The following is a 24,304-nucleotide window of genomic DNA, read 5'->3' on the forward strand; positions in this document are numbered from 1 at the left end:
TTAAAATTGAAAGTTAAAACCAAGTGAATAAACTTTAGGTCTTTGATAGAATCCATTATCAATTCCTCCAAAAACTTCCGGATCTACACCTTTATATTTAGTAATCACAAATACATTCTGAGCCATGGCATTTATTCTCAAGTTAGTTCCTTTACCCATAAATTCACCCGCATTATAACCAACCGTAAGGTTATCCATTCTTAAGAATGATGCATCTTCTATAAACATATCTGAAAACAACTGAGTTGTAGCGAATTGTGTAGTTAATACACTTGTATTGGTATTACTTAAGAAATTATTAGCCTGAATATTTGCGATTGAACTGTTGGAAGCAGAGTTATTATAGACATAATTACCCAAAACGGCTCTAAGTGCCGTTCCAAATTCCCAATTCTTATATCTTACTTTTGTAGAAAATCCCAGAATAACATCAGGTGTTGGAGATTTATAGAAATATTTGTCATCTTCTGTTATTTTACCATCTTTATTTCTATCAACATACACCCCATCAAGAGGCCTTCCATTACTATCATACACTTGCTGATAAACATAGAATGCATTCAATGGCTGCCCTACAGTAATTGCCTGTATATAGTTATTCACTCCGGAAATACTTCCTGCAGGAATTTTATATGCAGAATCTACATATTGAGAAAGGCTTTCAACTTTAGGATTAAATTTAGTAGCATTAAAATTAACATCCCATGTAAGGTTATCCTTCTTGATCGGTATGATATTCAAATTAGCTTCAAAACCTTTGTTTGCAATTACTCCAACATTTTTAATATTAAAATTACTCAAATCTCCTGCCCAGGTAGGAACTTTAGCAATAAGATTTTCCGATTTTTTGTCAAAATAATCTATGGATCCACTGATTCTGCTGTTAAGAATTTCAAAATCCAGTCCTAAGTTTTTAGTTGTCGTTGTTTCCCATACCAAATTCGGGTTATATACATCCGGACGAAGCAAAGTATAAAAGTTATTCCCAAGCTGATATTGTGCCGTACTGCTGTTACTATAAGAATAAGAACCGAAAGCAGGATAAAAATTACCTGTTTCCTGTTGTCCTGTTTTCCCCCAACCTGCTCTTAACTTCAATGAATTAATACTTTTGATATCTTTCAGAAAACTTTCTTCACTGATTTTCCATGCAACTGATACCGCTGGGAAATTACCCCACAAGTTATGTTTATCAGCTCCATTCCAGAATGTGGAAGAACCATCTCTTCTTATTGATCCGTTAATTACATATTTATTGGCAATTGTGAAGATACCTCTGGCATAAAAGGATAATAAAGTTCTTCTTGTATCTCCCGGTGTTGAAAAATCTGTCTTCTGGTTACCATAATAGGTAGGAGCTTCAGGAGTTATTGAACGTGTATCCTGATAAGAATATCCGGCAATAATATCAACATTCGTATTAATCGCTTCTATTTTCTTTATATAATTCAGGTATGATTCAAATAATTTACTTTTAATTTCCTGAGAATATGAACGGTAAGATCCTAAGGTTCCAATTCCCTGAGCATAATCTTTTGAAACATTTACAGAACCATCACTTTTAGCGTAATCATAAGATCCTGTTATATTCAATCTTAAATCAGGTAAAAAATGAAATTTATAATCTAATTGTAAGCTAGGTATAATTCTGAAAACAGAGGATAAATCTCTTTTGCTGTATAACAAACCTAAAGGGTTTCTAGTTCCATTTACGTTTAACCCGGTAGCAAGGTTCTGAGGATCCAGCCATTCATAATATCCTCCATAATTTGAATTTCCGGAAAATACAGGCTGGGTAGGATCAAAGTAAATAGCAGCACCAATTGCACCTTTGTCAGGGAATCTGTTTTCAGAAAAAGTTCCTTTGAAATTACCGTTAACTGTTAAATGATTATCAAAAAACTTCGGAGAAAAGTTTAAACCTAAAGATGTTCTTTTAAACTCATTGGTTCTTACAATCCCGTTTTGTTCATTATACCCTATAGATACCCGATACGGTAATTTTTTGATCCCTCCGGAAAAAGAAACATTATTATCGGTTCCCCATGCCTGCTGATAAATCTTGTCCTGCCAATTTGTGTTAGCATTACCCAGATACGTTTTCTGTAAGGCCGTTCCAAAGGTGTTTACAAAAGTCCTAAACTGATCCCCATTCAAAACATCTACATTTCCCATTTTAGTAGAAACAGAAAAGTTTGTATTGAAATTAACTTTAAACTTACCCGTTGTTCCTTTTTTCGTAGTAATCAAAATAACCCCGTTTGAAGCTCTGTTACCATAGATAGCTGCAGAAGAGGCATCTTTTAAGATATCAAAAGTTTCAATATCATTTGGGTTAATCAATGATAATGGATTGGTAGCACCACTTAAACTATTAAAATCAATAGGAACTCCATCAATTACAATTAAAGGATCATTATTAATAAAAGAAGATCCTCCTCTCACTCTTATCGTGGAACCGGAACCCGGAGCACCACTATTTCCTGTAATCTGAACCCCCGGAGTCTTCCCTACAATCAATTGATCAGCAGTTGCAGCTCCTCCGTTAAAGTCTTTGGAACTTATTGAAGAAATTGATCCCGTAAGATCTGTTTTCTTCTGCTTCCCATACCCGATCAAAACCACTTCCTCAATTTTCTTTTCCTGAGGAATAGAGTCCTTAGTCTGCGCGTGCATTACTGTACTTGCCAGTAAAAAAGCAGGCGCTATTTTTAATACCGTTGTAAAATTCTTCACAATCTTATTTTTATAGTTTCGTTTTTCAGTCTTATTCTGGCCTGAAGCCAGTCTTGCAATTTAAAAAAAAATTAGAATTATTATAATTTTAATATAATTTAAGTTAAAATTATGTATATTACGAAACTTAAAATAATTAAAATTCTAAATTTCAATAAATTAAACGATCCTATGCTTGACATAATACATAGGCTGTATTTAACATAAAGTTAAACATTTGTTTAACTTTATTTCATATTCAGTCCCTGAAAATCGCCTGTTAATCATAATAACTCCACAAATAGCGGTATTCAAGAGATAATCCTTATCTTTGTAGTCAAAACTTTACTATAAATGTCAAACAGAAAGATGATTACGGCAGCTTTGCCTTATGCAAACGGTCCGGTTCATATAGGGCATTTGGCAGGTGTTTATATTCCTGCGGATGTTTACGCAAGATTTCAGAGAAGATTAGGAAAAGATGTAGCGTTTATCTGTGGTTCGGATGAGCATGGGATTCCTATTACCATAAGAGCTAAGAAAGAAGGAGTTACTCCTCAGGATATCGTTGACAAATATCACGAGATCATTAAAAAATCTTTTTCTGATCTGGGAATTTCATTTGATGAATATTCAAGAACAACTTCTAAAAATCATTATGAAACCAGCCAGGATTTCTTCAAGGTTTTATATGAAAAAGGGAAATTCACTGAAGAAATGTCTGAGCAGTATTTTGATGAGCAGGCCGGAGAATTCCTTGCAGACCGATATATTGTAGGTACCTGCCCGAATTGCGGCAACGAAAATGCTTATGGAGATCAGTGCGAAAAATGCGGTTCTACCCTTTCCCCTTCGGAACTGATCAATCCGAAATCTATGCTGAGCGGAAATGTTCCTATTCTTAAAGAAACAAAAAACTGGTATCTGCCATTAAATGAATATGAAGACTTCTTAAATGAATGGATTATTGAAGGTCATAAAGATGACTGGAAGCCTAATGTTTACGGACAGGTTAAATCATGGTTAAATGACGGACTAAAACCGCGTGCCATGACCAGAGACCTGAACTGGGGGGTTCCGGTACCTCTTCCTGATGCTGAAGGAAAAGTACTTTATGTTTGGTTTGATGCCCCTATCGGATATATTTCTTTCACTAAAGAATGGGCTGAGAAAAACGGAAAAAACTGGAAAGATTACTGGCAAAGCGAAGACAGTGATCTGGTACACTTTATCGGAAAGGATAATATTGTATTCCACTGTATTATTTTCCCATCGATGATGAAAGCTCACGGAGATTATATTATGCCTAAAAATGTTCCTGCTTTTGAATTCCTGAACCTTGAGAACGATAAAATCTCAACTTCAAGAAACTGGGCAGTGTGGGCTCATGAATATGTAGAAGATTTCCCTGGGCAACAGGATGTTTTAAGATATGCACTTCTTTCATCTGCTCCGGAAACTAAAGATAATAACTTTACATGGAAGGATTTCCAGACTAAAAATAATTCTGAACTAGCTAATATTTTCGGTAACTTTATTAATCGTGTTGCAGTATTAATTAATAAAAACTTTGAAGGAAAAGTTCCCGAAGGAGATGTAAATGCACCAGAATTAGAAGAAATTAGCAAAAGGGCTATAGAAATTAGAAACTCTCTTGAAAATTATGAATTCAGAAATGCCTTAACAGCATTTATGAATCTTGCAAGATTTGGGAATCAATACTTACAAAATGAAGAGCCTTGGAAAACGGTTAAAAATGACATTGAGAAAACCAAAAATACATTATTTATTGGAGCTCAAATTTCCGTGGCATTAGCAAATCTAGCTGAACCATTTTTACCTTTTACTGCACAAAAATTATATGAAATTTTTAATGTAGAACAAAAAACATGGTCTGAAGTTGAGAATTCAAAAGTATTAATTGAAGCTGGCCATTCAATAATGGCTAACGCTCCAATTTTATTCTCTCAAATTTCAGATGATGTCATTGAAGCTCAAATCCAGAAACTGGAAGACACAAAACAAAACAATAAAAAAACAAACCCTAACGCAAACCCTATGAAAGAAGAGATCACATTTGATGACTTTACTAAAATAGATCTTAGAACTGCTACCATTACAGAAGCTGAAAAAGTAGAAAAAGCAGATAAATTATTGAAACTTACAGTGGATACAGGAGTAGATGTAAGAACTGTTGTTTCAGGAATTGCAGAGAGTTTTACTCCTGAAGAAGTGATCGGAAAGCAGGTAATGATCTTATTAAACCTTGCTCCAAGAAAGATCAGAGGAATTGAATCTCAGGGAATGCTATTGTTAACGACAAAACCAGACGGAAAATTATCTTTCGTAACACCGGACGACAGCAATGTTGAAAACGGTATTGAGATCGGATAACAACCGTATTTTCGAATAAAATAAAAAGGCTATTCACGTGTGAATAGTCTTTTTTTGTAGATGGCAGTAAAGTAAAAATGGCAAAAAATAAATGGGCTAAAGCCTATTTCTATTGATATTTTACTATGTGATCTACTTTTTATTTTATATTTGCTTCCATTATTTATGGTTAACAAAAACGTATTAAGAAAACTCTCAGATTCTGAACTGGAAAATTATTTAAAAGAAGGCAACCGATTTGTTCCGGAGGCTGTGCAGGCGGCTTTTGAAATTCTGGAAGAAAGAGGGCGTGTATTCACAGAGCAGGAGAAAACAGCTGTCCAGCAGTTAATTCAGCATAAAAAAGAAACAGAAGAAGCTAAAAATCAGGAAGAAGTTGAATATTGGAAAGATCATATTACGGAAGATCCAACTGCCATAAGGCTCTATTCAAGAATGACTATTTTGGTCTGCAGTGTATTTTTTAGTGTCATTCCCGGCTGTATTTTACTTTTCCTGAACCTCATCAAGCTAAAAAAGTATTTCGCAGCTATTCTTACCTTAGCATTTGGCAGTATCTTTTTCTTTGTACAAAGATACGTCCTGCTCTCTTATTTTGATTTCAATAACCACTCCAGATACAGTCCCGAAATGGGAGTTATTGCTGTTGGAGCTCTGGGACTGCTTGTAATCTCGGTTTTAGCCGTACCCAAAAAGCTTCCTTATCGTGCTGCTCCCTATATTCTGCCTGCTATTTTATGTATCATAACCGCTGCTATGATGTATTTTTATGATTTGAAATGGTTTTCATATTATCCGATAGCAAGGGCGATCCATTTATTCAGATAAATTATTGGAGCTTATTCCCGCTATCCACTTTTACTCCTCGCGCCAACTGCGATCCTCAATGAAGCCTAAAAGTCCTCCGGCCCGCTGTGGGGTAACCGTTACTATCGGGGCTAGAAAGAACTACAACATAAAAATTGCCATCCCTGTTACAGAATGGCAATGTATTTTACTTATGAAATTGCTCCGCCTTTAGCTCACAATGAATTATTTTTTAGTGAGTTTCGCCAGATAAGAATCTTCATCTTTCAAAACTCTTTCTATTTTGAAACCGTTATTTTCGGCTGCATTTTTCAGCGTATTGAAATCAAGATACAGCCAGGTAATGGGTTCCTCAGACTCTCCTTTATAATGAACAACATACCCGAGTTCACCATAATATCCTCCGGCAGGAATATAGACTCCGCCATCCTTATCACGGTCAAACATATAAAGAATATCTGTGCTGTCGATCAGAACCTGCCCCTTATCATTCAATAAAGTTAACAGCTTCTGAAGATAAGTATCAATTTTAGCAAGCTTTTCGAAAATTCCCGTACCGTTCATCAATAACAAAATGGTATCGAAAGTTTCTCCCGAAACATCAAGCATATTCTCACAAACTGCTTTTTTAATCCCTCTCAGCTTACAGACTTCAACAGACTTCGGAGAGATATCCAATGCTAAAACATCCAGATTTCTTTCATTCTGAAGGTACAAAGCATGAGAACCCGCTCCAGCTCCCACATCAAGAACCTTCCCTTCGGATAACTGAAGTGCCTTCTGCTCAATAGCATTCATCTCTTCAAAATCTCTGAATAAATATCCCACAGGAAGTTCATCCAGCTCAGAAATTGATGTTTCGGTCTGCAGATCTTCAGGATTTTCATTGTGATAATAATCCCAGATTGCTCTGCCCATTAAATCTTTCATAATCGTTTTCAAAAATGCAAAGATACTGCTTCAGGATTCAAAATTCAAAGCGTAACGTTTATTGTTTTGCTTTCTGGCATCAGAGTAAGCATTCACTTTCTAAACAGCATTGACTATTGGTGACTAAAACTCAAAAGTATATGACAGATTGAATGTTCTTCCTCTTCCTTTATAGTTAAACAATTCCGGAAGTCCGTACGTAGAATATAAAACCTGAGAACGCTTGCTCCAGATCGTCTGATAATCTGTATTGAATATATTCTGGATTCCCAGATTGAATCTTCCCCAATTGAACCTATACCCCATCATCAGATCCGAAGTATTGTATCCTTCCACTACATTATTAAGTTCGTCTTTCTGCTTGAAATTCTGTAAAGACTGGAATCTGAATGACCAGTTTTTGATATTATACCCGATATAAGTTACCAATTTTGAAGGAGAAGCATTGTAAATTTCCTGTTTCTGCCACTCGCCTTTATTGTCTACTTCAGATTTGATCAAAAGTCCGCTTGCCCCGAAATAAACACCATTGCTTAAAGCATAGGAAACCTCAGCTTCAATTCCCATATTTCTTAATTTCAGATCGTTGACAAGGATCTGGAATGTCTTTTTATCTACTGTAACCGTTTTATCCGAATTACTTAAGAATCCCGCAATCTGAGCTCTTAAACCTCCTTTATTGACGCGGTATCCTACTTCAAACTGGTTAGTTTTGATTGCCTGTAAAGGCTGATCTTTTACGTTGATACTTGAGATTACATCCCAGCCTGCACCGTTGAACTTATACTGTCCGATCCCGTAAAATTTTGACGGATCTGCCAGACTAGCCCCTTGAGAAAAGGTTCCCCAAACCTGATGCTGTTCATTGATTTTATACAATAATCCGGCATTGGCCAGGGTAACATTATAAGAACTTTCGCCTCCGGGAATTGCAGCTGCAGAGCTTCCGTATCCCATTGCTACCTGTGTCTGCTGTTCTGAACCAACGAAATCATCCATTTTTACATTGATGTGCTGATAACGAACTCCGGCATTGATCTGTAATTTTGGTAAGATATTATATTTGGCCTGAACATATCCTGCATAACTTTGTGAGTGGTTGGTAGGATATCTGCCCAAACTGTATTGTGTTTCGTTTACGAGCCCTCCGCTTGACATTGTTTTCGCAATATTATAAACGGATTGAGTTCCTTCGAATTTCTCAAAATCAATATCTGCTCCGTATGTAACATTCAGCCCTCTCCATGATTTTGACAATAAAGCTTTAATCCCGGAATAATAAGTATCCTGTTGTGAAGAGGACATATAAGCGATCTTTCCTGTCTGCAGGGTAACATTTCCGGGGAAAGGATAAAATCCTAATTTTTCACCACGTGTAGCCAGCTGTACATACAGATCCTGGCCGCCCAGAATTCCGTTTCCGGTATAGGCAACCGTTGCCATATAACGTTCTGTTCCTACATTTTTATCGGATGAAAATCCGTCTCTCATTTCCAGTAAGGAAGCATTTTTCTTAGTGAAAGCACTTAGATTTTCACCCAAAAACAAACTTCGGTCTCCATTGAATTTGGAGTTATAATACTGAATTGAGGCTGTTACTTTATGTTTATTATTAAATTGATATCCCCCCGTTGCCAAAATGTCTATCGACTGGTTATACTGAAGGTCAGTCTGTGTAATATCTGTAAAAAGCTGTTTCTGGTCTGCTCCATAAACACCACCATTCTGCTGATAGGCAACACCCAATCTTCCGAAGAACTTTTCTCCTTTTGCGGCAATAGCCTGTGCAGCACGGAAATCATGGTCATCTTTTCCCATAAAACCTGTACGTACACCCAGTTCTGTTTCTCCGCTGATTCCTTTTTTAGAAGGGGTTTTTGTAATGATATTAATAATACCTCCGGTTGCATTTCCTCCATAGATAGAACTGGCTCCGGAAAGTACTTCAATTCTTTCAATATTAAACGGATCAATAGCATCCAACTGTCGGCTGATGGCACGGATACTGTTCAGAGAAACCCCGTCAATCATCACCAGGGCAGAACGCCCTCTCATGTTTTGTCCGTAATTGGTTCTTCCCTGCGGGCCGATATCCATACTTGGAATAAGGATAGAAAGCATTTCTTTGATGGGAACTCCACTTTTTGCCTGTTCCTGAATCTTTTCTTTCTGTACTACCCAAACCGTGCCCGGAATTTCAGAGATCTTAGTAGGTTTTCTGGAAGCTACAATTACCACATCTTCAATACCTTTCGAGGTGATAGAATCTTTCACTGTCTGGGAAAACATCATTCCCGAAGTTAAAAGACCTATGAATGCATATTGCTTTTTCATTCTTCTGATCAAAGTTTTATAATCCCGCAAAGTTAATTTTTATTATTTCTAAATAAAAATAAGTAAACATGAAATTTTTCATAACCCTTCATGTAAAAAAGTATTTATAAACGTAAGATCCCGAAACTATAAAAGCCGGGATCTCACTGGTGAAAAACAAGGTATTTCTTATCCTGCAGGACCTGCAGCATCTTTTATTTCTTCCAATAATTTTTTTCTTTCGTGAAGCCTCCTTCTTGCAATGACCGATTTTCCACCAAGAACTCTTATAAATCTCAGATACTGAAATCTTTTGGCCCCGAAATGATGGGTAAGCACATAGAACAGCACTCCAAAACCAACCAGAATAATATATCCGAAGATCTTTTTGGTGGCAATGATGACGGCATTTAACTGAACCGCTTTCATATTTGCAGCTGCATTCTGAGGAGAAAAATTCATTCCGTCCATATAAACGGCAAGATCTCCTATTGCAATCACCTGAAAATGATACTGAAACCATGAATACAAAGCTGAAAAGATTCCTACAGCCAGGAACGTTCTCCATACTAATACTAATCCGATAGCGGCAAGCATATCATCCATTTCAAGTTTATCCAATGTATAAAACCAGACTGAAATAAACAACGAGCACATTCCGTAACCTTTTAAAAACATAGGCAGATACCAGTTTTCATAATTGAATTCCAGTACCATAGAAAAATACATGATCAAAGCATATCCCATCATCGCAGAGAAGCCCGAAAAAATGTACATTTTCAACGGTTTTTCTTTTTTAAACCAGAAAACAGCTATAGTTCCGGCTACAATAATTCCCGGTACCATCAGCATACTCAGCCGTGCGTTGGTGATCTGGTCATATCCTAAAACCCCTACTGCAAAAGTACTCTGAAGCGTTGCCGTTCCTAAAAACATTCCTAACCAGAATAACATGAAAAGACCGTGCAGCACATTATTTTTTTTAAAAATTTTAAACGAGAGATAAGGCCTTTTTAAAGTAAGCTGGCGGACTGTTAATAATCCGAAACTTATAAAAGCTGCAATACTTGCACTGATAATATTTTTCGAATTCAGCCAATCCTGCTGTCTTCCAAAAGAATAGACGTACGCGGAAAACATAAATGCAGAAATAAAAAGCAGTATGCTCAGCCAGTCGATATAGTGCAAAGGCACTTTTAGAGCGAAGTATTTATTATGCATGAAAATCCAGTGGATGAGTGCTAATGTAAAGCACAATACAGAGGTCAGAATATAAAACTGCTGCCAGTTATAAAGAAGTGCAAATTGAGCTGAATAATAAACCGCCACTTGGTTCATTACAAGAACAAATGTATAAAACACGCCATAGAACATTCCGCGGTTTCCGATCATCATCATCAAGGGAAGAAACAGTTCAATGGTTACCATCATTTTCATAAACCCGATTATCAGCGAGGTAAATACGAAAACCATCGGTTGTAAAGTAGTGGCATTCACATAGCTTAACAGACCTAAGAGCACCAGCAAAAAGACCATTTTATCTCTTACTTTGAACCTCATTTTCATTCTGAGTACAATAGGCATACAGGCGCCCATTCCAATCGTTGTGGCATAATTCGCCCACATGAAATATTCCGTCATTGCTCCGGTACCACTCACCAGATAACTGATATTCCCTGTATACACTCCACCGATAGGCATTACTACTGCAAGCAGCAACACAATCAGCAAAAGCTGTATAGGTTTGAGTACCCAGTCGTTATATAATCCTTTATTGTACATGATTTTTTAGGTAATAGATTTCAGAAACGTGATGTCTAGAATCTGATATCTTACATCTTTTAGTCTTTATTAATATTCATATTCATTCCGGCGCTCAGTTTATCCAGATCCTCCTTTTTATTGGAATTGGTAAATTCAATTCGTACGGGAATTCGTTGTTGTACTTTGATAAAGTTTCCGGTAGAATTATCTGTAGGTACGCTTGAGTACCTTGATCCTGTAGCAGCAGAAACCGCAGTTACAATTCCTTCAAATTTCTTTCCGCCTAAAGCATCGGCAGTCATTGCGATCTTATCTCCTACTTTAATATTCGGCATCTGGCTCTCCAGAAAGTTGGCAGTTACCCATTTTTGGCCGTTCAGCACAATTGTTGCCACTTGTTGTCCCGGCTGGATCAGCTGTCCTTCAGAAATTGTTCTCCTTCCCATCACGCCATCGTAAGGAGCCGTGATCACAGTGTATGAAAGGTTGATTCTGGCCATATCCAATGCAGATTTTGTTCTTTTAATTTCTGCATCATTAATTCCCAATCTGCTTTTTACCTCGGTAGTGGATAGATTTGCTGATTGTTTTTGATTAACCAGCGTTTCATAAGCCGCTTTCTGAGCATCATATTCTGTTTTTACCTGATCATATTGTTGTCTGGTAACGGCTTCAGCTGCCAGAAGGTTTTTGTATCGGTTTAAGTTCTGTTCGGCATTCCATAATCTGGCTTTTGCCCCTGCAATATTAGACTGCATTACATTAATGTTATTGGAAACCGTATTCACAGAAGAGCTTGTTGCTGTTTTCTGAGCCATTGCATTCTGATAAGCAGCTTCTGCCTGTCCCAATTGAGTTAAGATTTCTCTTTCATCCAAAATAACCAGTGTATCTCCTTTTTTTACCCTTTGGTGCTCAATAAATTTAATATCCTTGATGTAAGCTGAAACTCTGGTATTGATTGGATTGATAAATTCTTCTACCTGCGCTGCTTCCGTATAGGTTTTGTTCCCGATATGGAAATATTCACTTATCAGCCAGAATAATCCGAAACCAATCACTATAAAAACGATGATATTAGAAATAATCGCTCTGATTTTATTGGTTTTATTTTTTTTCTTGTTATTATCTGCCCCCGATGCTGCGGGAGTTGTTGTTGTATTTTGAATGGTTTGTCCCTTGTTTTCCATTGTGTTGATTTTCAGTTTTAAAAATTATAATGTTCCCGTAGATTTCAAAAGATTGTAATATTGATACAAAACATTGATCTCTGCATTCGCATAATCCAGTTCCGCCTGCAGCTTCTGGTTCTGTGCATCAATCATTTCTGCCTGCACAGCCAATTGGTTCAGATATTTGGCTTCCGTAATCTTGTAATTTTCTTCTGCCAGTCTTTTAGAATCATTAAGAATATCTGCCTGCTGAATAGCTTCCTGGTATTTTGTATAGGCTGCATTAACGCCCATATCCACATTTTGCTGTACCAAAGTCATCGCATCATTTGCCTGAGACTTTTGCAGTTCACCTAATTTTACTTTTTCTTTTGTTTTATAAAGATTGTCTATATTATAACTAAGAGAAACACCTGTCTGCCACCCTCCTGAATACATATCCAGAACAGGATTTCTCGTGGTAATCGGTCTTTGCAGGGTATATCCTCCAAATCCGGCTACCGTAGGCATATTATCGGTTTTTATAATTTCAATATTCTTATCTGCAACATCTATATTTTTCATTGCAGATTTAAGGAGCGGATTACTTTCGTGGGCAAGATTGGCATAATACTCCATTCCTATTCCTACTTCTTTATTGTCTAAGCTTTCAGTAGGAACAATTTCAGTGTCAGATGATAAACCTAAAGCAATATTTAAGTTGTAATTAAGAATCTTTTTATTATTGACGAGTGTCAGAATTCCCTGATCCAGATTTTTAATGGCCAGTTCTCCCCTGATCACTTCATTTCTGGTTACCATTCCCTGCTGATAGAACTTCTGAATATTTTTAAGACGTTCCTGAGCCAGTTTTTTATTGTTTTGAAACACTTCTTCCTGGTTTATGATCTTATAAACATCCAGATAATTTGAAATCACCAGAAATTTTACATCCTGTTTATTCTTTTCAAGATCAAGTTCGGAAAGCTGTTCACGGAGCCCTGCCATTTCAATAGACTTATTCACCAATCCTCCCTTAAAGATCAGTTGGGTAGCCTGTACTGCATACGAACTTCCGTAATGCGGCATCGGAACTTTAGTTGAGTTTGAAAAATCTTTATCAATTGCTACTGCATCCCCTAAATAGAATTGGCTTGTAGAAGCTGTAATAGTGGGCAGTTTCTGAAGTTTTGCAACATTTGTCCCCTGCTTTGCAATATCAATATTCTGGGCAGAAACCTTTAGCTGCTGATGATTCCGAACAGCCAGCTCAGCTACCTCTCCCGCAGTCATCTGTTTAATCTGTTGCGAAAAAAACAGCGCAGGAAAAGCTGCTATCAGAACTGATAGTGCTGTTTTTATTTTCTTTGTCATTTTACCTTGTTTTACAGATGCAAAGTTAGGTGTACAACAAAATCAATCAAATGTTTGATTTTTGGAAAAAGATGTTCAAATGTAGGATTTTAATTTTCGAACTGGTGTCTATATTGTCTCGGACTTACCTCAATATGTTTTTTAAAAAAATGAGAAAATGAATACTGATCACTAAATCCCAGAATTGAAGAGATCTCCGAAACAGGTTTTTGAGAGGAGTTTAAAAGTACTTTCGCTTCATTAATAACAATCAATGCAATAATGTGGCTCGCTGTCTTCCCGGTAACATCCTTCACCACAGAAGAAAGATGTCTGGTTGTAATCGACTGCCGTTCAGCATAGAACTCCACAGATCTTTCTGTAAGGTGATGTTCGGCAAGATCGGTAAGAAAAACAAAAACAATTTCTTCCTGTCTGGACATCTGATTCATAGAGTTATTATCTTCTTTGGAAATAATTCCTGCCATCTGGTAACAAAAAACAGAGAAGAGATGCTCTACCATTTCTTTCTTATACAACATTTCAGTTTCTGAATCCAGAATATATTTCAGAAAATTTACACTCTGCCACACTACTTCCATTTCACTTTCCGGAAAAGGAACTCCTTTATTCATCTGCTGTCTGAAATAGCGGTAAGTGATCAGCCGGTTGAATTTTAATGATAAAGCGGCAATAAATTCTCTTTTATAGGAAACCATCCTCGACTGAAAGCCTTCACTCACAGATACGACTTCATAAATCGTCTGCGGATCGGTTACCATAAACATATTAGCAGAAAGTTCCAGATCATTAAAATGCTGTCTGAGCTTTATAGTTCCTGATTTAATAAAGAGAAATGCAGGATTATCGGGACGAAAAGGCTTATCGACAGCAATTCTCTCGAAAATATTACGTTGTGTAAATATTTCAACTCCGAACTTTTCTAGGGCAGACATAACACAAATGTAAGCAATCTTACCAGTGATTACAAAATTTTATTATTTTAGCATTAATCCAATTCCCTCACCTATGAGAAAGGTTGATCTCTTATTTGCCGAATACAGTAAAAGCCACAGGAATGCTATCAACAAGTTCATCCACTGGATTTGTGTACCTCTGATTTTCTGGACTATTCTTGGTTTTACGTCCCTGATTCCCTCTCCTCATTTCTGTGCTTCCTATTTCGGATGCATTAGTATCGTAAGCCTTATTGTCATTATACTTATTACTTTATTCTATATAAGACTTTCTCTTTTGATAGGTATAATTATGATTGTTGTAATGCTTCTGATGGAGCATTTCATTTATCTTACCAATATCAGCCGGGGTAAACAATCCTGGATCATATACCTTACAGTCTTTGTGGTAACCTGGATTTTCCAGTTTATCGGGCACAAAATAGAAGGAAAAAAGCCGTCGTTCCTTAAAGATCTTCAGTTTCTTTTGATAGGTCCGATCTGGCTTTTAAGTTTTATCTTAAAGAAAACAGGAATCAGGTATTAATCTTCCAGCGCATACACTGCAAAGCTTGCCAGCCAATGGTCTCCTCCGTAATTTCCCTGGAACAGTAAAGGTAAGCCGTTCGCTAAAAATATATCAGCTGTTTTCTGAAATTCTTTTTTCAGCGGATGGTTAGCAGGAAGTGCTTTTGAAATTCCTTTCATACACCAGGCTTTTGAAAAGGATAATCCCACCAGATGAACGGTTTGATAATCACTCAGATCACTTACGACAGGAATTTGTTCAATATTTTCAAGGCTTCTTTTTTCATAGAAACTATTCAGCCATAGTACATATTCTTTCTGTGGAAGAACTCTGCGCATAAGGTCTGCAATCTCAAGACTTGGAGAAAAGAAATCGGAGCCGTCCGGTTCGAGATAGGCCGGTGTTTTCTGATCTTTCAGGAAAAAATATTTTGCTTTTTCTATCAGCTGATTTTCAAATTCTTTGTCTTTATTCGCTCTTGCCCAGTCGATTGCAAAAGCCATTGCAAATGCGGTATTCGGGTGAACCCCTGTTCTGTTAGGATAGGTTTGTTTCGGAAGGTACGTTTTCCAGGATTTTAGAATCTGGTCGGTCAGAGGTTTTAAATTCTGATGCCATATTTTAGCTTTCGGATGATCCCAGTTCGTCAGTTCTTCGTCTAATTTTAAGATCCATGCCCAGCCATAGGTTCTCTCAAAAGTTCCTGTTAATTGATATTTTGTAAAATAATCTGCCTCAGTCTGAAGTTTCTCTTTTTGAAACGAGTCATCAAGAATCTTTTCAATTTCTTTTGCATTAACCAGATTCGGTTTTGTTTTTAAAAGTCTGGTCAGCATCCAATGCCCGTGAACAGAGCTATGCCAGTCAAAACACCCATAAAAAGCGGGATGAAGGTCTTTAGGAGTTAAAGGAACCTCTCCTGCGTTATTGATGATATGCGCTGTTTTATTAGGATATTCCTGATTGATACAATGAAGTGGTTTCTCTGATAATTTGATTGCCATTTCGTCTGTAAGTTTAGGAGTTTGCTGTGCGTAACTTAAAAACGGTAAAAAGATAAATGCTAAAATATTTTTTTTCATTTGCTAAAAATATAAAATTATTTGAATCTTATCATAGAATTAAATAGAATCATAAATATGACTTAAAATCGCATAGAGAATATCTATCAAACAATCAACATATTATACATAAAAAATATAAATTTGTAAAAAATACGATGATGAATATTAAAAATTACCTGCTGGCCACAGCTGGCTTTCTCACCGGACTTATACTAAGCATGGTCCTGATTTTAACAATTGCTTATTTAATTGGTTTCTTAACGATAAATGCTTAGATAATGAACAGGATTTTTTTCAAAAAAGGCTTGATTTTCGGCCTTATTTTAGGAGCTATACTATCATTTTCATTTCTGGGTTATTTATATTATGTAACCAAAAAAAATCTTCAGCAAAATGAAAAGGTAACTAAAAGTAAAAGTTTCAAAGACTTAAATTTAAAGCTGGAATACCTTGACGGAAAACCATTTAATATCGCTCAATTCCCCAATAAGAAAGTTCTAATCAATATTTGGGGAACCTGGTGTGCCCCTTGCAGAAAAGAAATGCCTCTCTTACAAGACACTTATAATCTGGTAAAAAATGATTACGTTTTCATTATGATATCTGATGAAAAGCCAGAAGTTATAAAAGCGTTCAATGACAAAGAAGGCTATAATTTTATTTTTGTAAGAAGTACAGAAAACTTAAAATCAAAAATTGGAGCTTTCCCCACCACTTTTATTTTAGATCAATCACAAAACATACAGTATACGAAGACAGGATCATTCGATGATATGAATGAAAACGAGCTTAAGGCTTTACTATTAAAATAAATTTAATTCAATCTCTTGAGTATTTTATTCTATCTGAAAGGGTTAAAAAATCCGGGCATCAGAGATGCCCGGATTTTTTTGCATTATCAACAATTCAATTATATTTTACAATCCTTTGAATCTACATCAAAAAAAACAAGAATGATGCAATAGAGATGTTAAGAGCTGTTAAATATTGTATTGAAAAAATTAAATAATAAAGCAGCAATAGATACAAAGAAAAAAAGATGGTCCGAAGAACATTACTTACATCATAAAACCACTTTAATGACAAAGTGGTTTTATTTTATTCTTCATTTTAATAAGCTTATTTTCTGATGGTTTTCATGATACTGCTTCCATCTTTATGGTGAATTTTCACAAAATAAATTCCAGGCTGCAAATAGCTGATATTAATACCATTCTTTGCAGGATTCATTACAGAAACCATTTGAAGTCCGGCAGGATTCATTACATCTACTCTGCATACCTTATCATAGTAGCTTTCCGGTGAGAAGCTGATTGTATTATCTGATACAATTACTGAAAGGTTTCCTTCTTTATTTGCCAGTCCGGCCGTACAACCCGGGCCTTCATTACAATCACTTACCGCTTTCCAGACAGGGTTGCTTCCCGGTACTTCCCCAGGATTAGCATACCATTTGTTTTCCCAGATTTTGCACGCATAAAAAACTTTTGTACCAGCAGCAGAATAAGCCTTTGCCGGATTATACAGCTGTGATCCGCAGTAGGTAACAGGAGCATTGGAACTACAATCAGGACCTTCATTGCAGAAACTTATTTCTTCCCAGACCATATTGGTCCCCGGTAATTCTCCAGGATTCGCATACCATTTATTTTTCCAGATCCTGCATAAATAGAATACTTTTGCACCAGCCGTAGGATAAGCAATAGAAGGATTATATTGTTCTGCTCCACAATAGATCTGGCCATTACCTGACGTTACTTTCTTCGTTCTGATCTTTAATTCATTACTTGCATCAGAAACCTGATCATTCATTGCAACAGCTTTTACAATATATCGATATTCCGTATCCTGAGATAAGCCTGCACGTAAATAATTGGTCTGAGTAGTCTCTCCTACTTTAATTCCGTTTTCAAACACCTGATAATTTTTAATACCTTGCGTATGAGTTGAAGCCCCCCACATTAAAGAAACCGAATTTTCTGTTATTCCCATTGAATGGAGGTTAGAAGGTGCAGAAGGCTTTTCGGGGACGCCTTCATTATTTGTTTTTACAGTGAGGGGAGCACTTTTTGCCGAAATCAATCCTGAAGCGCTTTTTGCCTGTATCTCATAAGTATAAGTTGTATTGGCAGATAATCCCTGATCTTCAAACTGTGCTACATTTACTTGCTGTACACTTTGCCCGTTACGAAAAACCGTATAGGATACTGCATCAGTTTGCTGTGTCCAACTGATCTTGGCAGAAGAACTGGTTAATCCTATCTGGGTTAATCCTGTAGGTGTCGCCGGCGGATTCTGAGTTCCGGTTCCTGCTGTCACATTTACATCAATAACATTATAGAATGCATTTCCAGTATCTGCCACATCCCAGACTGCTAAAATTACATGGTAACCAGAGCGGTTATTGGGAACGGTAATATAATGAGGAACATTATCCTGTGGTGGTGTTCCGTTATGAGTAATTTCTCCTATTAGTTCGAGATCCTGGCGTTCAAGAGGCTTGTTCGGATTCCAACCTGGTTTCGTCATATAATAATGCCATTTTGCTGTAGCATGATATGCGGAATATTTCCAAATAAAGGTATTCATTCCAGCTGTAATATTGGTTTTCTTCCAACGGTCGGCAGTTTGAATATCCAGGGTAGTGCTCCCTCCAATACTTCCGTTAGCTGAAGCAATTTTGCCATCTGCCGGTCCGAATGCAGGAAACCCTTTTGGTGCTTCCAGAGAGCCGGGTTCATTAATAACGGAACCATATACTCCAAACGCTGCTGTATAACCAAGGCTGGCTTTATCCAGACTCCCCTGATATCCCCTTGAAGCGGGGCTCACAACATATCCATGAGCAGATAAATTAATTAAAGAAGTTGCCAGTATAGCTATAAGAAGCAATACCGGAAAAAAAGTTTTACGTTTAATCATATTATAATATTTAAAGTTGATTCGGTGTATCTAAATTTAAAAAAATACAGAAAACTATACAATTTTTAATATAATTTAAATATGATTACATAAAATTGATTAATATTTTAAAACATAATATAAATTAAACATTAATAATATATTTCATTTAAACATTTAAATAGAATATTTTTTATCACTAAATAGGGAAATTTTAATCAATTGAGACTAGTTCTTGTGTAAAAAATGCAACAAACCGATGAGGAAAAGAAATAATATGATCATATTTTATAAATAATTAAAAAAATAAAGACTCACTTTATTCTTTATGATCACTTTCTTTGCCTCACCGGCTTTATCTGTTTTAATATAAACTATTTCCCCAGTACGAAAACGGCAGGGATTTTATGAAGTTCCGGCTTTTGTTTCTGCCAGTCTTTTATTGACTTTGTTTTAATGAACTCATGTTCCGGATCATTAATATTAGCCGCAATACACAATTTTGTATGAGGTGATAGAAATTTACACAAATCTTCGAAAAGCTGATTATTCCTGTACGGAGTCTCCATAAAAATCTGGGAATATCCTGTTTTTTGAACGAGTGCTTCCAGATTCATTATCTGTTTCTTTTTCTCTCCTTTATCAATCGGAAGATATCCATGAAAAGTAAATTCCTGCCCATTAAATCCACTGGAAATCAAAGCAAGGATAATGGATGACGGCCCTGAAATAGGGATAACTCTTATATTTTTTTCATGACACCATTTTACAATCAGATTTCCAGGATCAGCAATGCAGGGTAAACCGGCTTCAGACAGCAATCCGAAATCCTGTCCTTTCAACATAAGCTCCTGAGCTTCTTTGACATCAGCATTTTCCGTGTATTTATCCAATAAGAATAATTTCAGATCAGCCTGCTTCTTTTCCGGAGCAAAGAATTTAACAACTTTTCTTGCGGTCTTTTCATTTTCCACAAAGAAATAATCCGTCTGCATGATATAATCTTTCAAAACGGGTGAAAAGTGGCTAATAGAAGTATTTTCTGATAAGTAAGCAGGGAGTAAAAAAAGCATTGTATTATTTTTTAGTTCTTTCGTTTAATGTAGGTTGTGGGAAGTATTTTGTCAAATCCATAGAAAAGGTTACGGAAGTGATTTTCCAAGTTCCGTTGATCTTCATTAATGTCCAGATCTCCTTTCCCCAGTTTTCCATTTTACCGTCATACCAAAAGCTATAATCGAAATTAGCAGAAGCTATTGCCCCATCTTCCACAATCTTAATATTGTCAAATTTTTCTTCAGATTTATCATCTTTAAAACTTTTGATAAAAGCTTTATAATCATCTGCAAAGTAGTAATCCGCTTTAGGATTTTTCTCCAGGCGTTTGGCCTGTGTTCTGTCTTTATAAATACCGGTCCAGAGCACCGGTTCCTGGAACAGTGTAAGATACTTGGCTTCATCTCTGGATTTGATACACCCCATGAAGTCATCCATTACTTTACGAATTTCTGTTTCATCTTTGGTTTGGGCAAAGGAAAAACTAATGCTTAATAAAAGCAGTAAAAACAGCTTTTTCATAATTATTATTTTAATACTTGGTTTCTGATAGCGTCGCATCCTTTATCCAAAAGCTGGAAAACATTTTCAAAATCTTTCATGCCGCCCCAATATGGGTCCGGAACCTCAGCATTTTTGTGATCTCCCAATGTTTCTAAGAATAATGATACTTTCTGACGTTCTTTTTCACTTTTGGTTTTAGAAACAACATCTTCAAGTACATCAATATCCATACAGTAGATCTTATCAAAAGTTTCAAAATCAGCTCTTGTGATTGGTCTCGATCTTTGTTTAGAAATATCTATATTGTGATTAGCTGCTGTTTTAACAGCTCTTTTATCCGGATGCTCCCCTTCGTGCAATGAAATGGTTCCGGCAGAATCTACGATAAAACCTTCCGGCACTTTCGTTTTCATAATCCCTTCTGCTAAAGGACTTCTACAGATATTTCCCAGGCAGACCATTAATATTTTCATATGCTAATTATTTAAAATGGATACTCCTCCAGCAAAACTAAATAAAAAATGAAGAATACAACTATTCTTCATTTTAAATTATTTTCTGTTCAACAATGATTATTGTTTGATTCTTTCTGTAAGATCTTTAACGTACTTTTTGATTTCTTTATCAATTTTGGATACATCTTTGATCGTATCACAAGCGTACATTACTGTAGAATGATCTTTTCCTCCCATTTCCTCACCAATTTTAGTAAATGTAGAATTGGTAAATTCTTTGGAGAAGTACATCGCAAGCTGTCTTGGCAACGCAATTTCTCTTTTTCTTGTCTTGGATAAAAGCTGCTCTTTTTTAATTCCAAAATAATCACAAACTACCTCTTGAATATAAGGAATGTTGATCACTTTTTTCTGGTTAGCAGCAATTCTGTTGATAGTCTCTTTTAACAGCTCAAGACTTAAGTCTCTCTTGTATACTGTAGAATAAGCGATCACGGAGTTGATAACACCTATCAGTTCTCTTACATTGGTTTTTGCTTCAGCAGCAAGGAAGTCAAGCATATCTCCCGGAAGAACGATTCCGTCTCTGCTTAATTTATCTTCGATGATCTGTCTTCTTGTAGATAAATCAGGAGATTTGATTTCTGCAGAAAGCCCCCATTTGAAACGGGATACAATTCTATCCTGAATATCCATAATATCTGCCGGAGCTTTATCTGAAGTAAGGATAATCTGTTTTCCGTTCTGATGCAGGTGGTCGAAAATATGGAAGAAACTATCCTGAGTAGCAGATTTTCCTGACAAGAACTGAATATCGTCTATAATCAGTACATCTACCATTTGATAGAAATTCGCAAATTCTGTCTGTTTATGAGCTTTAGCAGCAGAAATAAACTGCTGGATAAATTTCTCGGAAGACAGATAAAGAACAACTTTATCCGGAAATTGATTTTTTACTTCCAGACCAACCGCCTGACCTAAGTGTGTTTTTCCAACGCCATATCCTCCATATAAGAACAATGGGTTAAATGCTGTTGCTCCAGGTCTTTTTGCAATAGATCGCGCTACGGTTGCAGCAAATTTATTACTTTCTCCTTCTACATAACTATCGAAAGAATAGTCAGGTTTCAGGTTAGAATCTATGTTTACTTTTCTTATTCCAGGAACCACAAAAGGGTTTACGATATTAGCTGAAAATCCTTGTGGCATTGTTTCCTGTGTTTTAGGAGTAGGAACGCTTTGTCCCTTGATGTTCATGGTAACCGGTTTTTCTTCACCTTTTGGTCTGTTTTCCATAACAGAATACCATAATTTCACACCTTTACCTATATTTTTCTTCAGGGCAGCAGAAAGCAGGGACAGGTAATTGTCCTCAATATATTCCTTGTAAAAATCACTCGGTACGATAAGTGTAAGGTTGTTCGCTACTAATGAAAGCGGCTGTACCTTATCAAATAACATATCGAAAGATTTTTCAAGTTTTTTGAGGTCAGAATTGTCCTCAGCTGCGTTCAGGTTATCACGCATAAACTGAAGGCATTTCTGCCATATCATCATTAAGTTGTCATCCATTTTTTATGCCCCGATTATTCTTTGTTTGTACTGTTTTTAGAAGGAAGACAAAGGTCCAATTTTTTCTTTTTAAAAAAAAATATTGCAGCTATTGATTATTTAAAAATATATTTGTATGTATAATTTAACCGCTAAAATGATACACACAACACACTCAATACGAGTACGTTACGCAGAGACAGACCCTATGAAATATGTATACTACGGCAACTATGCAATGTACTTCGAAGTAGGCAGAGTTGAACTCTTCAGAAGCATAGGAATTTCCTACGATGAAATTGAAAACCAAGGAATTTGGCTGCCTGTTTCGGACTACAAAATTAAGTATATTCGCCCTGCTTTGTATGATCAGAAATTAGAAATTCATACATATGTAAAAAAAATTCCCGGAGTAAGAATTGAATTTGAATATGAAATTTACAATGAAGAGCATATTAAAATAACAGAAGCTTCTACTACTCTTTTCTTTCTGGATGCAAAAACGAACAAGGTAATCAAATGTCCGGATTTTCTTATGGAAATGATTGAAAAAAATTGGGCGGGTTCCAGCGAATGATCAAATTGATATCCGGAAATAAAATAAGGAACCATAGATATTGAACTTTAGCGTTCTATTTTAATGAATTAATTCGCACCTTTGCGTTCTTATTCTAACCATACTAATATATATTATGAAGATTGCATTTTTAGGGCCTCATGCAAGTTTTACCCAACTTGCCGCTGCACAGCTCTTTTCTGATGAAGAACTTTTACCGCAAGCCAGCATTCTGGATTGTTTTAATGCCGTAGAAAACGGTGACGCAGTAAAAGCAGTTGTCCCTTTGGAAAATTCTATTGAAGGAACTGTTTCTATGACACTGGACTATTTATATAAAACCCCTTCCATTAAAATAGAAGCAGAAGCAGTAATGCCAATTGCCCATCATCTGATGATTCACCCTGAAAATTCCATAGAGGACGTAGAAAGAATATACTCTCACCCACAGGCTCTGGCACAGAGTTTTCATTTTCTGGATACTCATTACAAGGAAATCCCGAAGCAGGACTTTTCTTCTACTGCAGCAGCAGCAAAATTTGTTTCCGAAAATCCGGACACAGCCATTGCAGCGGTAGCCAATCAGTTTGCAGCGAATCTATATGGCTTAAAGATTATCAATCGTAATATTCAGGATTTCGAACAGAACCATACTCGTTTCATTATAATATCGAAAGAACATACTCAATACCAAAACGATCATCTGGAAGTCTTAGGAGAAAAATCAGGAATGCTCATCACACTCCCGGAAGATCACCCTGGTGGTTTACATCAGGTTCTGTCGGTCTTTGCATGGAGAAAAATGAACCTCAGTAAAATAGAATCAAGAACCTTAAAAACCGGATTGGGAAATTATTTCTTTTTTATTAATGTTGAAGGACCTTGGCAGGATATTCTGCACGGAAACGCACTGAAAGAACTTGAATCAATCAATGCTAATATTGACTTTCTTGGAAACTACAGAGAATTCCTTTTAGAAAGCTAAAACACATTCATCAGCTTATAAAAAACACTGTTTTTCAAAACAGTGTTTTTTTTATGCCCTTATATGAGCAAAAAAACATTTTTTTACAATAAATACCTAGTTAGCAATTGCTTACCAGCATCAAAAAAATAACCCACACAAAAGGGAGAATTATTTTTTCTTAAAATACTCACAAACACTCATTTAATGGTGAAAAATTAATAATAACTCGTAAATATATTATGTGATAATATATACTAAAATACAAACATATGTTTAAAAATATAATACCATATTTACATTTAATTTACAAATTTCATAATATCGATAATATTTTTGTT

General features: G+C 36.1%; 19 protein-coding genes. 6 read left to right on the forward strand and 13 right to left on the reverse strand.

What is annotated here, in order from left to right; translation table 11 throughout:
- On the reverse strand, positions 1-2,736 hold the full coding sequence (locus F3J23_RS13155) for a SusC/RagA family TonB-linked outer membrane protein (protein ID WP_167029599.1): 2,736 nt from the start codon (positions 2,734-2,736) through the stop codon (positions 1-3).
- A 333-nt stretch (positions 2,737-3,069) separates the two neighbouring features.
- Here F3J23_RS13155 and metG point away from each other — a divergent pair, with 333 nt between their 5' ends.
- Complete coding sequence (gene metG, locus F3J23_RS13160) at positions 3,070-5,109, forward strand: methionine--tRNA ligase (protein WP_167029602.1); 2,040 nt, start codon at positions 3,070-3,072, stop codon at positions 5,107-5,109.
- Between the two features lie 165 nt (positions 5,110-5,274).
- A complete protein-coding gene (locus tag F3J23_RS13165) occupies positions 5,275-5,937 on the forward strand; it encodes a hypothetical protein (RefSeq protein ID WP_167029605.1) in 663 nt (220 codons plus the stop codon).
- A gap of 204 nt (positions 5,938-6,141) precedes the next feature.
- On the opposite strand, the gene F3J23_RS13170 is transcribed toward F3J23_RS13165, so the two are convergent.
- The 6 genes from F3J23_RS13170 to F3J23_RS13195 all read right to left on the reverse strand — a co-directional run bounded on the left by F3J23_RS13170 (position 6,142) and on the right by F3J23_RS13195 (position 14,383).
- A complete protein-coding gene (locus F3J23_RS13170; protein ID WP_167029608.1) occupies positions 6,142-6,846 on the reverse strand; it encodes a class I SAM-dependent methyltransferase in 705 nt (234 codons plus the stop codon).
- A gap of 123 nt (positions 6,847-6,969) precedes the next feature.
- Complete coding sequence (locus F3J23_RS13175) at positions 6,970-9,180, reverse strand: TonB-dependent receptor (protein ID WP_167029611.1); 2,211 nt, start codon at positions 9,178-9,180, stop codon at positions 6,970-6,972.
- A 168-nt stretch (positions 9,181-9,348) separates the two neighbouring features.
- Complete coding sequence (locus F3J23_RS13180; protein WP_167029614.1) at positions 9,349-10,941, reverse strand: MFS transporter; 1,593 nt, start codon at positions 10,939-10,941, stop codon at positions 9,349-9,351.
- Positions 10,942-11,000: 59 nt separating this feature from the next.
- On the reverse strand, positions 11,001-12,113 hold the full coding sequence (locus F3J23_RS13185; protein WP_167029616.1) for an HlyD family secretion protein: 1,113 nt from the start codon (positions 12,111-12,113) through the stop codon (positions 11,001-11,003).
- Positions 12,114-12,137: 24 nt separating this feature from the next.
- Positions 12,138-13,448: a TolC family protein gene (locus F3J23_RS13190; protein ID WP_167029619.1), complete on the reverse strand. Its 1,311-nt coding sequence runs from the start codon at positions 13,446-13,448 to the stop codon at positions 12,138-12,140.
- An 89-nt stretch (positions 13,449-13,537) separates the two neighbouring features.
- Positions 13,538-14,383 carry a helix-turn-helix domain-containing protein gene (locus F3J23_RS13195; protein WP_167029622.1) on the reverse strand — a complete coding sequence of 282 codons (846 nt, stop codon included), beginning with the start codon at positions 14,381-14,383 and terminating at the stop codon, positions 13,538-13,540.
- A 73-nt stretch (positions 14,384-14,456) separates the two neighbouring features.
- Between F3J23_RS13195 and F3J23_RS13200 the strand changes: the two genes are divergently transcribed.
- On the forward strand, positions 14,457-14,930 hold the full coding sequence (locus F3J23_RS13200) for a DUF962 domain-containing protein (protein WP_167029625.1): 474 nt from the start codon (positions 14,457-14,459) through the stop codon (positions 14,928-14,930).
- On the opposite strand, the gene F3J23_RS13205 is transcribed toward F3J23_RS13200, so the two are convergent.
- The gene (locus tag F3J23_RS13205; RefSeq protein WP_167029628.1) at positions 14,927-15,994 is read right to left on the reverse strand and encodes a DUF2891 domain-containing protein; all 1,068 of its coding nucleotides are present in this window, start codon (positions 15,992-15,994) and stop codon (positions 14,927-14,929) included. The genes F3J23_RS13200 and F3J23_RS13205 overlap by 4 nt on opposite strands.
- 260 nt (positions 15,995-16,254) lie before the next feature.
- Here F3J23_RS13205 and F3J23_RS13210 point away from each other — a divergent pair, with 260 nt between their 5' ends.
- The gene (locus F3J23_RS13210) at positions 16,255-16,788 is read left to right on the forward strand and encodes a TlpA family protein disulfide reductase (protein ID WP_167029631.1); all 534 of its coding nucleotides are present in this window, start codon (positions 16,255-16,257) and stop codon (positions 16,786-16,788) included.
- 307 nt (positions 16,789-17,095) lie between these two features.
- Here the strand turns inward: F3J23_RS13210 and F3J23_RS13215 are convergent, their stop codons facing one another.
- From F3J23_RS13215 to dnaA, 5 genes are all read right to left on the reverse strand, one after another.
- Complete coding sequence (locus F3J23_RS13215) at positions 17,096-18,898, reverse strand: lytic polysaccharide monooxygenase (RefSeq protein ID WP_167029635.1); 1,803 nt, start codon at positions 18,896-18,898, stop codon at positions 17,096-17,098.
- A 353-nt stretch (positions 18,899-19,251) separates the two neighbouring features.
- The gene (locus F3J23_RS13220; RefSeq protein ID WP_167029638.1) at positions 19,252-19,950 is read right to left on the reverse strand and encodes an SAM-dependent methyltransferase; all 699 of its coding nucleotides are present in this window, start codon (positions 19,948-19,950) and stop codon (positions 19,252-19,254) included.
- Between the two features lie 4 nt (positions 19,951-19,954).
- On the reverse strand, positions 19,955-20,455 hold the full coding sequence (locus tag F3J23_RS13225) for a nuclear transport factor 2 family protein (RefSeq protein WP_167029641.1): 501 nt from the start codon (positions 20,453-20,455) through the stop codon (positions 19,955-19,957).
- A 5-nt stretch (positions 20,456-20,460) separates the two neighbouring features.
- Entirely contained in the window at positions 20,461-20,910 is a 450-nt protein-coding gene (locus F3J23_RS13230) for a low molecular weight protein-tyrosine-phosphatase (RefSeq protein ID WP_167029644.1), read from the reverse strand.
- A 99-nt stretch (positions 20,911-21,009) separates the two neighbouring features.
- Positions 21,010-22,464 (reverse strand): chromosomal replication initiator protein DnaA, encoded by a 1,455-nt coding sequence (gene dnaA, locus F3J23_RS13235; protein WP_002980474.1) that lies wholly within the window; start codon positions 22,462-22,464, stop codon positions 21,010-21,012.
- 136 nt (positions 22,465-22,600) lie between these two features.
- On the opposite strand from dnaA, the gene F3J23_RS13240 reads away from it, so the two are divergent.
- Positions 22,601-23,020: an acyl-CoA thioesterase gene (locus F3J23_RS13240; protein ID WP_167029909.1), complete on the forward strand. Its 420-nt coding sequence runs from the start codon at positions 22,601-22,603 to the stop codon at positions 23,018-23,020.
- 115 nt (positions 23,021-23,135) lie between these two features.
- Entirely contained in the window at positions 23,136-23,984 is an 849-nt protein-coding gene (gene pheA / locus F3J23_RS13245; protein ID WP_167029647.1) for a prephenate dehydratase, read from the forward strand.
- Positions 23,985-24,304 lie beyond the last annotated feature (320 nt).

The sequence above is a fragment of the Chryseobacterium sp. Tr-659 genome (assembly GCF_011752975.1).
Lineage (GTDB): Bacteria > Bacteroidota > Bacteroidia > Flavobacteriales > Weeksellaceae > Chryseobacterium.

Excerpts from the sequence above, each read along its gene's own strand:
- metG (WP_167029602.1), top strand. The coding sequence starts at position 3,070 with ATGTCAAACAGAAAGATGATTACGGCAGCTTTGCCTTATGCAAACGGT.
- F3J23_RS13165 (WP_167029605.1), top strand. The coding sequence starts at position 5,275 with ATGGTTAACAAAAACGTATTAAGAAAACTCTCAGATTCTGAACTGGAA.
- F3J23_RS13170 (WP_167029608.1), bottom strand. The coding sequence starts at position 6,846 with ATGAAAGATTTAATGGGCAGAGCAATCTGGGATTATTATCACAATGAA.
- F3J23_RS13175 (WP_167029611.1), bottom strand. The coding sequence starts at position 9,180 with ATGAAAAAGCAATATGCATTCATAGGTCTTTTAACTTCGGGAATGATG.
- F3J23_RS13180 (WP_167029614.1), bottom strand. The coding sequence starts at position 10,941 with ATGTACAATAAAGGATTATATAACGACTGGGTACTCAAACCTATACAG.
- F3J23_RS13185 (WP_167029616.1), bottom strand. The coding sequence starts at position 12,113 with ATGGAAAACAAGGGACAAACCATTCAAAATACAACAACAACTCCCGCA.
- F3J23_RS13190 (WP_167029619.1), bottom strand. The coding sequence starts at position 13,448 with ATGACAAAGAAAATAAAAACAGCACTATCAGTTCTGATAGCAGCTTTT.
- F3J23_RS13195 (WP_167029622.1), bottom strand. The coding sequence starts at position 14,383 with ATGTCTGCCCTAGAAAAGTTCGGAGTTGAAATATTTACACAACGTAAT.
- F3J23_RS13200 (WP_167029625.1), top strand. The coding sequence starts at position 14,457 with ATGAGAAAGGTTGATCTCTTATTTGCCGAATACAGTAAAAGCCACAGG.
- F3J23_RS13205 (WP_167029628.1), bottom strand. The coding sequence starts at position 15,994 with ATGAAAAAAAATATTTTAGCATTTATCTTTTTACCGTTTTTAAGTTAC.
- F3J23_RS13210 (WP_167029631.1), top strand. The coding sequence starts at position 16,255 with ATGAACAGGATTTTTTTCAAAAAAGGCTTGATTTTCGGCCTTATTTTA.
- F3J23_RS13215 (WP_167029635.1), bottom strand. The coding sequence starts at position 18,898 with ATGATTAAACGTAAAACTTTTTTTCCGGTATTGCTTCTTATAGCTATA.
- F3J23_RS13220 (WP_167029638.1), bottom strand. The coding sequence starts at position 19,950 with ATGCTTTTTTTACTCCCTGCTTACTTATCAGAAAATACTTCTATTAGC.
- F3J23_RS13225 (WP_167029641.1), bottom strand. The coding sequence starts at position 20,455 with ATGAAAAAGCTGTTTTTACTGCTTTTATTAAGCATTAGTTTTTCCTTT.
- F3J23_RS13230 (WP_167029644.1), bottom strand. The coding sequence starts at position 20,910 with ATGAAAATATTAATGGTCTGCCTGGGAAATATCTGTAGAAGTCCTTTA.
- dnaA (WP_002980474.1), bottom strand. The coding sequence starts at position 22,464 with ATGGATGACAACTTAATGATGATATGGCAGAAATGCCTTCAGTTTATG.
- F3J23_RS13240 (WP_167029909.1), top strand. The coding sequence starts at position 22,601 with ATGATACACACAACACACTCAATACGAGTACGTTACGCAGAGACAGAC.
- pheA (WP_167029647.1), top strand. The coding sequence starts at position 23,136 with ATGAAGATTGCATTTTTAGGGCCTCATGCAAGTTTTACCCAACTTGCC.